Genomic DNA, 14,034 nt, shown 5'->3' with positions numbered 1-14,034 from the left:
TATAACATGAAACGTGACATGAAACACATCTTCCTGAGCAGCCTTGCCTGTCTGCTCGTCTTGTTGTCCGCTTGTAGCGGAGCCCACCGTCCTTCCAACGAAACTGCTGCCAGCGACTCGCTGTCGAACCCCGTCTATGCCAAGGGCTTCTCGGTGAAGACGCTCGACAATGGTGTCCGGCTGGTGGACGTGGCCGACCCGCAGGAGGACGAGGACCGCATGCCTGTTGACTATCATTTCGCTCTGGTGCAAAAGGGCGCTCAGGATGTTGAGATACCTCAGGGCTATGTCAGGGTCGATGTGCCTGTAGAGCGCACGATCGTGATGACCATGTTGCAACTATCCAACTTCTTAATCCTCGATGGACTCGATGCCGTCAAGGGCATCACCGGCACCAAGAACCTCTTCGACAAAGACGTGCGTCGGCGTGTGAAGGAGGGCCAGATTGTTAAGATCGGCATGGAGGGCAACTTCGACACTGAGCTCATCCTGACTGCTCATCCCGAGGTGATTTTCATCTCGCCTTTCAAGCGTGGTGGTTACGATGCCATCAAGGAGACGGGCATCACCCTCATTCCGCATCTGGGCTATAAGGAGATGCACCCGCTGGGTCAGGCCGAGTGGATCAAGTTCGTGGCCATGTTCATCGGCAAGGAGCAACAGGCCGACTCGCTGTTCAACCACATTGCCGAGGCTTATAATAGTATGAAAGTAGATCCCAATAGCCTGTCGTCCGACACCATTCCCACCGTGTTCAGTGGCGAGATGCATGGCGGCAACTGGTATGCCGTGGGTGGCAAGAACTCACTGGCGCAACTCTTCCGCGATGCAGGTGCCGACTATGTCATCCACGACGACAACACCGGTGGTGTCAACATCGAGTTCGAACAGATGTATGCCACTGCGGCCAATGCCGACTACTGGCGCATACTCAACAGTTATGAAGGCGACTTCTCTTATCAGGCACTGAAGAAGGCCGAGCCCCGCAACGAGCTGTTCAAGGCTTTCCGCGAGAAGCGTGTCATCTATTGCAACATGAAGCAGACGCCCTATTACGAGTTGGCACCCGTCCGTCCCGATCTTGTCTTGACCGACCTGGTGCATATCTTCCATCCAGCGATGGTCCCTGCTGACTATCAATCTACGTTCTACCAACTGCTGAAATGAAAAAGACGCTCTTGCTCATTCTCGTGCTGATGCTCGCCATCGTGGCGCTGCTCGTTCTGAACCTTCTGCTCGGAACGGTGCGCATTCCTTTTGCCACGGTGTGGCGCATCCTGCTGGGCAGCGAGGGTGAGTCGGAGATATGGCGCAATATCATCCTCTCTTCACGTTTGCCACAGGCCCTGACGGCCTTGGTGGCTGGCGCTGGTCTGGCGGTGAGTGGCTTGCAGATGCAGACCGTGTTCCGCAATCCGCTGGCCGGTCCTTCGGTGCTGGGCATCTCTAATGGTGCCTCGCTGGGCGTGGCCTGCGTGGTGCTGCTCTCGGGTTCACTGGGAGGTGTGGCCCTGAGCCGACTGGGCTATCTGGGCGATGCCGCCATCTCGCTGGCTGCCATCGTTGGCTCACTGCTGGTCATGGGCTTCATCGTGTGGGTGGCTTCCAAGGTGAAAGGCCATGTCACGCTGCTCATCATCGGTGTCATGATAGGCTATCTGGCCACCGCCATCATCGGTGTGCTGAAGTTCTTCTCTGCCGAAGAGGACATCCGTGCCTACGTGGTGTGGGGACTGGGCTCGTTCGGTCGTGTGTCGGGTGGACAGATGTTGCTCTTCGTGTGCCTCATGTCGGTGTTGCTGCCTCTGAGCATGCTCACAGTGAAAGCCATGAACCTCTATATGCTGGGCAATGGCTATGCTCGCAACCTCGGACTGAACGTGCGGCGCACGCGTGTGCTCCTGATCCTCAGCTCGGGCACGCTGGTGGCCATCGTCACCGCCTATTGCGGTCCCATCATGTTCATTGGTCTGGCCGTGCCTCATCTGGCACGTGCCATCTTCCGCACTAGCGACCATCGCATTCTGATGCCGGCCTCGCTGCTCACGGGCGGTGCTTTGGCTCTGTTCTGCAACCTTGTGGCGCGCATGCCGGGTTTCGAAGGCGTGCTGCCTGTCAATTCTGTCACGGCCCTCATCGGTGCACCCATCGTGGCTGGTGTGTTGTTCCGCAAAAGAAAGGAGAATTATGAGTAACATATCTGTCCAGCTCCGTCAACTGTCCATCGGTTACAAACAGAAGCATCAGCAGAAGTTGGTGGCTCAAGGCATCGATGCCACCATCGCCGAGGGCCAGCTCACCTGCTTGCTGGGTGCCAACGGCATCGGCAAGTCCACGTTGCTGCGTACATTGGCAGCCTTCCAACCGCCACTCCAAGGCGAGATTCTGCTCGACGGAAAACCGCTTGGCCACTATAGCGACAGCCAACTCAGTCGCAGGGTGGGGGTGGTCCTCACCGAGAAGCCCCACATCCGCAATATGTCGGTCAGCGAACTCGTCGGTTTGGGGCGTGCTCCCTATACCGGCTTCTGGGGGCGGCTCAATCATGAGGATCGCACCATCGTCAACGAGAGTCTTAGTCAGGTGGGCATTCAGAGTCTGGCTCATCGCATGGTTGATACGCTGAGCGACGGTGAACGCCAGAAGGTGATGATTGCCAAGGCGCTGGCCCAACAGACGCCCATCATCTATCTCGACGAGCCCACGGCCTTTCTCGATTTTCCCAGCAAGGTGGAGATGATGCAACTGCTGCGCCGACTGGCCCACCAAATGCAGAAGACCGTGTTCCTCTCCACCCACGACTTCGAGCTAGCCCTGCAGGTGGCCGACGTGTTGTGGCTCATGGAACCGCAGTCGCTCCACATCGGCACGGCTCGCCAACTGGCTGATAGTGGCGTGCTGTCGCGCTTCGTCGAGCGTGAAGGCATCGCTTTCGATGCCAATACCTTGCGGGTACAGATATAACCCCTCCCCAGCCCTCCCGAGGGAGGGAGTTAAGAAAGTCTCCCCTCGGGGAGATTTAGAGGGGGTGGTTAGTAGATCTCCCCCTCTTCGCCTATCAGAAGGATGGTCAGTTCGCCATCGGACAACAGGGGTTGACAGTGTTTCATACAGTGGTCGATAATCGTGTCGGCCATTTTTTGTAGCTGTGCCTGTGGCACCAGTGTCCATAGCTCGCGGGCCAGCGTCATCTGTTCCAGGTCAATGTCTATGCCTGCCTCGTGCAGCATGCGGCCTATGAACGCTTTGTCCATCACCGTCTTCCTGCTGTGGGTGTCCAGATGGCCTGCTGCCAACTTCACAGCTTTGCCCAGCATCACGCCCAGGGTCACTTTCTTGAACCCTAGCTCGTGGGCCGCCTTCAGCGTTTCGCCCACGTAGTTGCCATACTCCACGAAGGCTTGCGAGGGCAGGGTGGGATAGAGTCCTTTCACAAAGCGCTCGCTCTTGCCGCCGCTGTTCACCACCACCCGTTCCGAACCGCTGGCTTTCGCCACCTGCATACACTTCCTGATGCTGTTGATGAACGCCTCTTCCGAGAATGGTTTCACGATGCCGCTCACCCCAATAATCGAGATGCCCCCTTCAATTCCCAGTCGCGGGTTGAAGGTTCGCTTGGCAATGTCGGCACCACCAGGGACAGAAAGCTTGCAGACCCACCCCCGGCCCCTCCCTGAATGGAGGGGAGTGGTTAGACCTTCCAGATTCTTTTTAATCATTTCGCGCGGCCCCTTGTTGATAGCTGGCTCGCCAGGAGGATAGTCGAAACCAGGCAGTGTGAAGTGCCCAATGCCTTCACCCGCAAAGATTTCCCAATCTCCCGCAGTAAAAGAAGCTTCCTTTCCACTCGGAAGGGGCTGGGGGTGGGCTTCTATCCTTATCCCATCCGTCACGTCGGGGTCGTCGCCGGCATCCTTGATGCAGTAGGCATAGTCCTCGCCATAGCCCACCGCCACCATGATGGTCTCGCCGTCGGGCAGTATCACTGGCACCTCCTTGGGCTGCTCGCCGTCCATCTTCCTGATGGCAGCCACTACTGCCGCCGTAGCGCAGGTGCCGGTGGTCAGTCCGCTGTGGAGCGCAAAGAACTCGGGCAACAACTTCTCCACGGCACGGCGCAGTCCGTAAGGGCCGTTGCACCATGTGGCATAGCTTCCTACGGGGAGTCCTGGTCGCCTGATGGCAATGATTCTCATGTCCAGTCGGCGTGCTGCTGCCACCTTCTCGCTGAAACCGCCGCTCTCGCCACTCTCTTTCAAGAGGATGGCGTCGGCTTTCACGTCGATGGTATCACCATCTTCATAGTAGCACAGCTGATCGTCGGTGGCGCCTTGCGCCCTGGCCAGCGCTATTGACGAGGCACGTCTCAGTATTCGGTAATACACCTTGATGCCCTTCGCCTCCAGCTGTTTCAGCTTGCCGATACTCTGCACCCCCGTGGTGGCCAGCAGCGAGCGGATGTCTGTAGGCACCTCGTCGTAGCTGTCTATCCACTCGATGTCTGCATCGCGTGGCGGGTAGATGCGCTCGTAGCGCACCACGGGGATATCCAGTGCTCGGGCCACCTCACCGATGGTCTTGTGCAGTTGGGCTGCAAAAGGGTGTGCCGCATCCACGATGAGTCTGATGCCGTGCTCACCGCAGAACGCCCGCATCGCCTCGCCGTCCATGGCGCCGTCTGTTCGCACGCCGTGTTTGAGCGTCAGCTCCTGCTCGCCCGTCTTTGTGCTGTAGTAGAACGTGCTTCCGCTCTCCTCCAGCACCTCTGCCGCCTTGCGTCCCTCTGTTGTTCCGCCAAATACAAGTATCATGATGCAAAAGTAATAATAAAAATGTGATAACCCTTATCTTTCCACCTTTTTTTGCTACCTTTGCAACATTGATAGTTGAAAACAAAAAAATCACGATGAATAACAGAAAACGTAAGAGTGGAAGCAGGTTTGGCGGTCTGGGATGGATAGGACTTGTGCTACTGCTGCTTTTAGTGGCCGTCCGTGCGCTGACGCAGCAAGAGGAGGTAGAACCTGTAAAGGCAGAGACCATTGTCACGGCGCATCAGGACAATGGCACGTGGACGGCGATGCCCGACTCCGTCCTGGTGCTCTGCAAACCAGCTTCACTGACTTCGGTGCCCGAACAGGTGCTAGAGCGTACATCCTATGTGGTGTCGTATAATGCCGAGACCCGCTGCCCCAACTGGGTAGCATGGCAGCTCACAGCTGATCATACCGATGGACTGATGAAGCGCATCAGCAACTTCCACGAGGACGAGGACTGTCCGCTGCCTCGTGCCACGCTACAGGACTACCGTGGCAGTGGGTGGTCGCGCGGTCATATGTGTCCCGCAGGCGACAACAAGTGGAGCCGCCAGGCCATGTACGACTCGTTCTCGCTGGTCAACGTGTGTCCGCAGAATGCCAAGCTCAACAGTGGCGTGTGGAACAGTGTCGAGACCGACTGTCGCCGCTGGGCCCGCCAGTATGGCGAGGTGTATATCGTCTGTGGTCCCGTGTGGAGTCGCGGCCCGCGTCGCACCATCGGCCCCAACGCCGTTGCCGTGCCCGACGCCTTCTTCAAGGTGGTGTTCCGCCTGTCGCCCACGCCACAGGCCTTCGGCATTGTGGTGAAGAACACCGAGGGCACCCGCAAGCGCGACCTCTACTTCAATAGCGTTGATCAAGTAGAGCGCATCACCGGCATCGACTTCTTCCCTGCCTTGCCCGATGATGTCGAACTTCAGGTAGAAGCCACTGCCGATATGGCAGCGTGGTGAGTCGTCGGTGCCCCGAAGGGCCGTGCCAGCAGAGCGATTGTTTCGCCATGTACTCCTAAAAGTGCCACTTTCCGTTTGGAATAGTGGCACTTTTCATTTCCCATAGTGGCACTATTGATGTGCAAAACTGCCACTATTGTTGTGCAAAACTGCCACTTTTGTTCTTAATCTAGCCCCTAGACGACTCGTTTCTAGGGGCTAGATGCGCCAGTTCTAGCCGCTGGATGTGGCCATTCTAGCCCCTAAAAGTAGTCATTCTAGCCCCTAGATCCAAAGTGATTGTTACCGTTCTAGACTTTAGAACTGCCATTTCTAGACTTTAGAACGGCCTGTTTTAAACTCTAGAACAGCCATTTCTAGACTTTAGAATCGGCCTTTCTAAAGTCTAGATTAGCTCTAAAACCTTTACTTTTGCAACTCAATACCTAAACTATTACCCCTCCATTCCCAAGCTTTTGCATCTCAAAACAAGTGCTATTGTCGGATTACAGGTCAATTTTTATGTGCCTTTTTGCTTAGGCCAAGGTTTTGTCGTAACTTTGCTGGAAGACGGTGATGGACAAGGCGTTAATCGGTCAGATGCTGCACGAAGCCGGCATAGACATCAACATGGGACACATGACCTTGGTGCGTGAGCTATGGACGCTGGTGCCCAAGGAACAGCTACAATCCTTTTGACAGACAATAGCTTTCGTGATTACAATAAGCCCACAGCCGCCCTTTTCGACGCTTGTTACTCATCCTTAGCCCCTGGCCTTATGAAAGTACAAAGCGCCATATCAGCCGCTCCGATTGCGTAGCTCTGAATGAACTGGCGGAAGAGATATGTAATCATCTGAACGGTTCACAACCAGATATACACCCCAATCATTGATTTGTCCACGTTTACTATAGGTTTCAACAAATAACAAAGCCTTGCGAAAATATTTTTTTTCCTTTTTTTCTTGTCAAATATTTGCGGTAGTCAATTATTCTTTATATTTTTGCAAAGTTCTTTCCAAATGCTGAAAGCCCTTGGGTATTCACAGGAGGTGGGACACATACATATTAAAGGCGTTTTCTGAACGCTTTGGTTTTGACGCTTTGAGAACTTCGCAACTTCCAAACTGTCTGTCAAAAACAAAGCAACGGGAACGCCCCTTAGTGGTGTAATACATTATGCCCGCCAGAGATGGCGTGGGTGTGATATATACATCGGCGTGGGGCTTTCAGCGTTGCTCGGTTAGACGGACAGGGTAATGCGAAGACCTTCAAAGCGTGGACCGGGCACGGAACTGGCTCCACGTTTTTTGTGTGTATGTAAGTGATAACCTAAAACGTATAATCTTCTGCTAAGGTAGCCGGCGGAAAAGGAACTAAAGCAATATGACAAAAAATGAGAAACAATGGAGTTCTGCTACCCCAGGTCTACTAGTTATTTTATTAGATCAGTCAGGGTCAATGATGGAAGATTATGAAGGTACAGGTACAACTCGTACTAAGTATGCGACTCTAGCTGTTAATAAGGTAATCGATAATATTATTCAAAAGAACTTTGATGGTGAAGCACCCAAAAACCGTTGTTTTATTTCAGTGATTGGTTATAATCACAATGTCAAAGAATTATGTTCTGGTTGGTTGAAGGACCTGGACGCATCTCCTTTGAGATATGAAACACTAAAGAAAAAGCAGCCAGATGGAGTTGGCGGACTTGTAGAGGTTGAGGTAAAACAGCCAGTTTGGGTTGATCCAATTGACAAAGACGGTGCAACAAACATGTTAGGCGCATTCCAGTTAGCAAAGGAGCTTGTAGAGAAGTGGATGGCCGATAATACAGATGGACCAGCACCTGTAATCATTAATATCTCGGATGGTGTCCCATATTACGATATGAAGGATCCAAGAGATTGTATGAAAGAAACTGTTGCTTTGGCAAATGAAATCATGAACCTTTCTAATAGCGATGGAAATGTCTTGATTTTCAATGCTCAAATGGATAGATCAAGTGGAACGATTAAATTCCCTTCAGACAGGAATGAGATTACTCAAGAAGCTGCACAATTCTTATTTGATATTACGAGCGAGGTACCCGAATCTTATAAGGCTGCTGCTGCAAAAAATGAGCTGCCGACAAAAGATGGATGTCGTGGATGCATCTTTGGAGCGGATGGCGTGGAACTAATTCAGTTAATTGATTTCGGTTCTTCAAAAGGACAGGGAGATAAAGGACTGTAAATGAAATAACGAATGAGAATTAAAGCTTTTATTACCCATAAGAAGGCAGAACTATTTTCTGATTGCCAAGATAGATTTCGTGTCAATGAAGACACGAAATCTATTGCGGTCTCCGATGGAATGAGCCAAAGTTGGCAACAAAAAATATGGGCTAATCTTCTCGTAGAGACCTATACAGAAAGTAAAGATTGGACACCAAATAGTGATTCTATAAAACCGCTTTGTTCACAATGGCGAGAAGATGTGGTTAACCTAATTCAGCAATTAAAAGAAACCGGAGCACCTGAAAATATTATTTACAGAAACGAGCGTAATCTGGCAGAAGGAAAATCTGCAGGAGCAACATTTGTTGGCATTCGTTTTAATGGAAATGAATGGAGCGGTTCTGTTCTGGGTGATTCATGTCTTATAGAGTGGGATGGTAAAGATGCTGCAATATTTACTTCACAGGAAGTGGAAGCATTTGATAGCCATCCTGATTATTTTGATAGTAATCCTTTGAATGATGGGAAAGGGGCTCCAAAGGAAATCCAAGGAATTTTATCCGGTAGCAATGTTCTTTTTCTTGTATCTGACCCTTTTTCAGATTTCTTGTTTGAGCACAACAAACAAGGCGATGTTGCTGTGTACATGCAAAAGCTATTGGAACTCTCCTCTCATGAAGAGTTCGAAACTTTAGTTGATGAATGGAGAAAAGCAGGGATGCATAACGATGACACAACGCTTGTAATAATAGAACCAGATGATTCTGATGAGTTTTTGATAGAGATAAATAAATATGACGATATAAACAAATTAATTGATGAAGAGAAGAAACTGATTGAAGAGAATAAGAAAGAGGATGTTGTAGAGCTGGTATCTACATCAGCCCCTAATGAGTTAACAGAAGGCGAGACTATAGATGTAGTTGGAAAAGATGAAAAACAAAAAACAATCGCTGCTGAGCAGAAAGAATCGCCTTTTAATGAAGATGTTTTCAGAGCTGATTTTTTAACTGAATATAAAAAAGCATTACAGAAAAAACATCCAAACATTGGTGAATTAAAATTCAAATGGACTCAAAAAGCAATAATAGATGCTATAAGTGTCATATTTAAAAAATATTCCATCTCCATCAAATAGTAACTATGCCATTACCAAGTATTCCTGAATATAGCACCTGTATCAAAACGCCAGCATTGATACAACCATCAGTACTAAAAGATGGGCATCCTATAGAAAAAGGTGTTCGTATGATAAAATACTCTGGTGGTTTCTGTGTGGTTTTTCCTTATCAGACACCAACAAAGAAATATGCTGTACGCTGCTGGCATGCAGAAGTTTCAGATGCCAAACGTAGGACTCAGTTAATTGCAGAAGCTCTTAAAAAATCGAATCTTCCCTATTTTGTAGGTTTTGATTTTTATGAGGATGGCATTATGACACCTTTAGGTATGCAGCCAGTAGTTGTCATGGATTGGGTAGAAGCGAAGTCTTTAAAGAAGTTTCTGTCAGAACATATTAAAGAATCAAACGTCATCAATGAAATAGCAGAAAACTTCAAGAAGATGGTGGCAGATTTGCATGCCAATCATTTCTCACATGGCGATTTACAGCATGGTAATATCATGGTGAAAGATGACCATTCTTTAGTTTTGGTTGACTATGATTCTATGTATGTTCCAGCTTTACAGGGAATGCCAGATGAAATCAAGGGACTAGTTGGCTATCAACATGAAGGCAGATGGAAAAATAAAGACGTATCAGAGAAGGCAGACTACTTTTCTGAACTTATTATATACATCAGCCTAAAAGCATTGGCAAAAATACCTTCGTTGTGGAATGATTTGAATGTGGAAGATACTGAGACACTTCTGTTCTCTGGTGAAGATATCGAGTCTCGTGGTTCTTCTACTATTTTTCAAGTTTTAAGGACAGATACGGAATTGTCCCCACTTGTAGATAAGCTTTGTGAATTCATGGCAATGCCTTCAATCAATGACTTATCGCCATTAGAAGATGCTATCGTTTCTAAGTGTGATAGTATTTCTGCAAAATGGAAAGCTGGAAATGGTTATAATCCATCACAGCATAAAGGCTCAATTGTGGATTCACAAGAAATTTCAGGCAAATGGGCTGCAGGAAGCGGGTATAAAAAGCCTGATTGGACAGAAGAAAAAGCAAAACTATTGTCATCCATTACTGATAAATTCAAAAAGTCTGAATAAATGCCTACAATACCAAGCATAAGAACATCTGTAGAGAATAAGAATGCACTTATTCTTGATGAACATGCAAAGAATGGTACTTTTAAAAGAGATGCTAGAGGAAGGCTTATCGCATATGCTGGAGGCTTTTCTGTTGTGTTCCCTTATGAAGTCTCGGATGGAACGAAGTGGGCTTTCCGTTGTTGGCACTCTGACATCAATAATACTCAGAGTAGGTATGAACTTATTTCTGAAGCAATTCAAAAAGCGCAATTAGATTTCCTTTGCGAATTTGATTATATAGAAAAGGGTATCAACGTTGAAGGAACCATTTATCCTATAACAAGGATGCGTTGGATAGAAGGTGTCACGATTAAGGATTATATATGTCAAAATAAGAATTCTAAAGAATTATTATTATCATTGGCAGAAAAATTCCTAAAAATGACATGTGCTTTGCATGAGCAATCATTGGCTCATGGAGATTTGCAGCATGGAAATATACTTGTAGATAAAAACCATCAATTATTCCTTGTTGACTACGATTCGTTCTACTGCCCACAGTTGAAGGGAGAAGAAGATACTGTAACAGGACTTCCTGATTATCAACATCCTGCACGAAAAAGTAATAAGACGGTGTCTGAAAAATTGGATTACTTTTCTGAGCTGATTATCTATTTAAGCATTCTGTCAATAGCAGAAGCTCCGTCTTTAGTAGATAAGTACAAAGTGGAAGATGCAGAAAGGTTGCTTTTCTCTAAGGAAGATTTTGATGATATAACGAAATCACAGATTTATAAAGATATTCAATCTTTAGGGAAACAATTTCAAAATCTGCTAGACGTTCTGGAAGAATACCTCAAGTGTAATAGTATAGACGAATTACTTCCTTTTGACATATTTCTTGTAGAGAAATCGATTCAATTCTCATCATCTGTTACAAAGGCCATTCGTGACAAGCAAACAATTGTTGTCAATTGGCTGATTCCATTTGAGGCTAATGCTACATTATCAGAAAAAGCAACTGGGCAAAAATGGAATGTTGATACCAAAGGTCATATGTCAATGACACTATCAGAAGATGCGCGTTTTGAAATTGAAGTGAATAAAAGCGATGGTAAGGCATTTAAGAAGGAGATTGTTGTACGAGTCTTTGATGAATGTGCAATTGAATTTAAAGCAGATAAATACTATATCTATCCTTCAATTCCGGTTGTTTTATCTTGGAAAGTAGATAAAGGATGGAATGTAAAGTTGGATGGAGAACCAATAGGGGAAGAGGGAACGAAAATTGTTGAGCCCCCCAAGGCAACTTCTTATGTGTTATCGGCTGAGGATGAATTTGGTACGAAAGAAAGGCATATAGATATTCAAATGTTGCCAGTTCCACAAGTTAAAGCATTATTTGTACCTACTCCCAAGATAGAAAATAATCTATCTATTTCGATACAACAGCCTAGATATAATGTAGACGTGAAGTTTCCGATAATTGATATTGATTGGATACATGTAGAGGTTCCACGAGTTAAATATTTAACAGAGTTAGGTTTGAGTGTTGAGTTATCTCCACCATTACGGAAGTTTAGTCTAATGAGTTCGATAAAGAGGGTTATTAAACATATCATAATGAAATAAAATGGAAGAAAAGAAATCAATAATAGAAACAGAGTTTGTTGAAAAAAGTAATTGGTATAATGAGTTTTTGTGGTGGTGTGCTGGTGCAAATAAAAAGATATTGCGTCAGTGCCCTACAGAATATGCAAAATATGCAGGTATGGGTGGTACCATTTTTTCAACCGCTTGTATGGCTGCATTATCAGGAGGATATGCAATATCAACAGTTTTCGAGAATACTATTATTTCTTTCCTATTTGGACTATTTTGGGGATTCGTGATTATCTTTAATCTTGATAGACTTATTGTAAACACAATGTATTCCGATGGAAAGGAAACAATAAGCTGGAAAGAGTTCTTTTCGGGCCTTCCTAGAATTATTATGGCGATATTTCTTGGAATTGTAATATCAACTCCGTTGGAATTGAAAATCTATGAGAAAAGTATTGATGCTGAGATTGAAAAATTAAAGGATCAAGATCTCAAATTGCTTATAGCTGAAGATGAGGCAAAACTTTCTGATAAAGAAGTGAAAAGAGATGAAGTTTTCAATCGACCTTTAACAGATATAGAAGGTGAAAAAATGGAAGACGTCTACAGTGGAGTAACTGCTAAAAAGAAAGCATTAAACACCAAAAGACAACAGATTATAAGTCAAATTAATACAATTAAGATACAAAGAAATAGTGTTTCTCAAATTGACAACCCTAATCAATATCAGAATTTAACTTCAAAGATCAACAAGTTATCAGTCCAACGGAATTCTTTGTCGAGAGAAATTGACGAATTAGATAGACAAGGTAGTGATGCATCCAATGTCCGAGAAGATGTGATTAAAAGAAATCGAGAAAGAAGAGACAAAGAACTTGCGATTTTGGACAAAGAGATAGAAGAACTTAATAACAGAATTAATAATGCAAGAGAGGTAAATAAGATTAAACTCAGTAATAAGTATGATGGATTTCAAGGTAGAATGTCTGCTTATAGTAGTCTAAAAGAAGACGATTCAACATGGTGGGCTGCCATCTTTATTTCAATGCTATTTATCATCATAGAATGTGCTCCAACATTCATGCGTATGATGGTTGCTGATGGTTCATATGATAAGATCCTTGAAGCCGAGAAACATAAGTTTGCAGTTTTAGCAGACAAAAGAATCTCAGACTTGAATGATAATATTAATACAGAAGTGCAAATCTCCACAGAGAAGAATCGTCAAAGATTGGAAGCTGAAGTTCTTGCCAATAAAGAATTAATGGAAAGACTTGCAAAGACGCAGGCTGAGCTACTTCAAACGGCTATTGAAAAGTGGCGAGAGGAAGAACTTGCCAAAATAAACGAAAATCCATCTGCTTATATTCAAATAACAAATAGATCATGACAAAGAAATCGACACCCATTCCAGGGCTTAGTTTTTCGTGGAAACGAGCTTTGGGAATTACCCAAGCCAAACAACGTTTAGCGAGGGAAACTGGCATTCCCCTATCTAAAGCAGGTTTGGAGCGGAAAATAGGAAGCTCCATTTTGAGAATGCTCTTTAAGACAAAATGAAATAATTGATGTTCTAATAAAAACTATATTATGGCATATCGCGATAACTCAAACAGCTGTGGATGTGGTTGCTTAATGTGTATAGTTTTGGTAATTGCATTGTTAGTGAACGAGTGTAAAGAGTCATCCTCTTCTAATTCGTCAACAAGTACGTCGACACAGAATACGGAGTCGAACTACTCTCCTTACCAAAATAGTAGTGTCTCTCAAGATTATTCTGTGTCAGATGAACTCTCAGAAGAGGATAAACAATACGAGTACAATTCACTAACAACAGGGGCTACACCTTATTCCATATATTATGGAAAGAACTATAAATGCCCGTATGAACAATGTTCGGGTATAAAGGTGACAGCACCAAGTGAAAGTGACATCGTGGTTATCATCAAGAAGAATAATGCAGATGGAAAAGTAATATCTCATGGATATATCAAAGCTGGAGCGACTTTGTTTCTTTCAATTCCTGATGGAACATACCAAACATTCTTTTATTACGGGACAGGATGGAATCCTAATAAAGATATGGGCAATGGAATTAAGGGTGGCTTTGTAAAAGATGAGGTTTACTCAAAAGACAATCCACGAGCTATTAATAACGGTATCCTAGTTTATGTCCTTCAATTGCAACGAGATGGTAATTTCCAGACTAAAGGCAGTAACAGAAGAGAAATATTCTAAATAGGTACGCTTGCAAGT

At 45.9% G+C, this 14,034-nt stretch carries 12 protein-coding genes; 11 read left to right on the top strand and 1 reads right to left on the bottom strand.

Going from position 1 to position 14,034, the window contains the following annotated elements; genetic code table 11:
• Positions 1-18: 18 nt before the first annotated feature.
• Genes T433_RS0108045 through T433_RS0108035 form a run of 3 tightly spaced genes read left to right on the top strand, consistent with a single transcriptional unit; the run spans position 19 to position 2,964 of the window.
• On the top strand, positions 19-1,167 hold the full coding sequence (locus T433_RS0108045) for an ABC transporter substrate-binding protein (RefSeq protein ID WP_027455452.1): 1,149 nt from the start codon (positions 19-21) through the stop codon (positions 1,165-1,167).
• Positions 1,164-2,195 (top strand): iron ABC transporter permease, encoded by a 1,032-nt coding sequence (locus T433_RS0108040; protein WP_027455451.1) that lies wholly within the window; start codon positions 1,164-1,166, stop codon positions 2,193-2,195. Before T433_RS0108045 ends, T433_RS0108040 begins: the two co-directional genes overlap by 4 nt.
• The gene (locus T433_RS0108035; RefSeq protein WP_027455450.1) at positions 2,188-2,964 is read left to right on the top strand and encodes an ABC transporter ATP-binding protein; all 777 of its coding nucleotides are present in this window, start codon (positions 2,188-2,190) and stop codon (positions 2,962-2,964) included. The genes T433_RS0108040 and T433_RS0108035 overlap by 8 nt, the downstream gene beginning before the upstream one ends.
• 68 nt (positions 2,965-3,032) lie before the next feature.
• On the opposite strand, the gene cbiD is transcribed toward T433_RS0108035, so the two are convergent.
• Positions 3,033-4,811 carry a cobalt-precorrin-5B (C(1))-methyltransferase CbiD gene (cbiD, locus tag T433_RS0108030; RefSeq protein ID WP_027455449.1) on the bottom strand — a complete coding sequence of 593 codons (1,779 nt, stop codon included), beginning with the start codon at positions 4,809-4,811 and terminating at the stop codon, positions 3,033-3,035.
• Between the two features lie 95 nt (positions 4,812-4,906).
• On the opposite strand from cbiD, the gene T433_RS0108025 reads away from it, so the two are divergent.
• The 8 genes from T433_RS0108025 to T433_RS0107990 all read left to right on the top strand — a co-directional run bounded on the left by T433_RS0108025 (position 4,907) and on the right by T433_RS0107990 (position 14,016).
• Positions 4,907-5,773, top strand: a complete 867-nt coding sequence (locus T433_RS0108025) for a DNA/RNA non-specific endonuclease (RefSeq protein WP_052357041.1) — start codon at positions 4,907-4,909, stop codon at positions 5,771-5,773.
• Between the two features lie 555 nt (positions 5,774-6,328).
• The gene (locus T433_RS16910; protein ID WP_282706094.1) at positions 6,329-6,451 is read left to right on the top strand and encodes a hypothetical protein; all 123 of its coding nucleotides are present in this window, start codon (positions 6,329-6,331) and stop codon (positions 6,449-6,451) included.
• A 687-nt stretch (positions 6,452-7,138) separates the two neighbouring features.
• Positions 7,139-7,987, top strand: coding sequence for a vWA domain-containing protein (locus T433_RS0108015; RefSeq protein ID WP_027455447.1), 849 nt, complete (start codon positions 7,139-7,141; stop codon positions 7,985-7,987).
• A 12-nt stretch (positions 7,988-7,999) separates the two neighbouring features.
• Positions 8,000-9,109, top strand: a complete 1,110-nt coding sequence (locus tag T433_RS0108010; RefSeq protein WP_027455446.1) for a hypothetical protein — start codon at positions 8,000-8,002, stop codon at positions 9,107-9,109.
• A gap of 5 nt (positions 9,110-9,114) precedes the next feature.
• Positions 9,115-10,194 carry a protein kinase domain-containing protein gene (locus T433_RS14965; RefSeq protein WP_052357040.1) on the top strand — a complete coding sequence of 360 codons (1,080 nt, stop codon included), beginning with the start codon at positions 9,115-9,117 and terminating at the stop codon, positions 10,192-10,194.
• On the top strand, positions 10,195-11,808 hold the full coding sequence (locus T433_RS15920; RefSeq protein WP_052357039.1) for an OspG family effector kinase: 1,614 nt from the start codon (positions 10,195-10,197) through the stop codon (positions 11,806-11,808). It abuts the gene before it with no gap.
• A gap of 1 nt (position 11,809) precedes the next feature.
• Positions 11,810-13,168 (top strand): DUF4407 domain-containing protein, encoded by a 1,359-nt coding sequence (locus T433_RS15915; RefSeq protein ID WP_027455445.1) that lies wholly within the window; start codon positions 11,810-11,812, stop codon positions 13,166-13,168.
• Positions 13,169-13,368: 200 nt separating this feature from the next.
• Positions 13,369-14,016, top strand: a complete 648-nt coding sequence (locus T433_RS0107990) for a hypothetical protein (protein ID WP_155808433.1) — start codon at positions 13,369-13,371, stop codon at positions 14,014-14,016.
• The last annotated feature ends 18 nt before the right edge of the window (positions 14,017-14,034 follow it).

This window comes from Xylanibacter brevis ATCC 19188 (genome assembly GCF_000621725.1).
Taxonomy (GTDB): domain Bacteria; phylum Bacteroidota; class Bacteroidia; order Bacteroidales; family Bacteroidaceae; genus Prevotella; species Prevotella brevis.
Note: the sequence above shows the minus strand (reverse complement) of the source record. Positions and strands in the feature narration are given on the sequence as shown.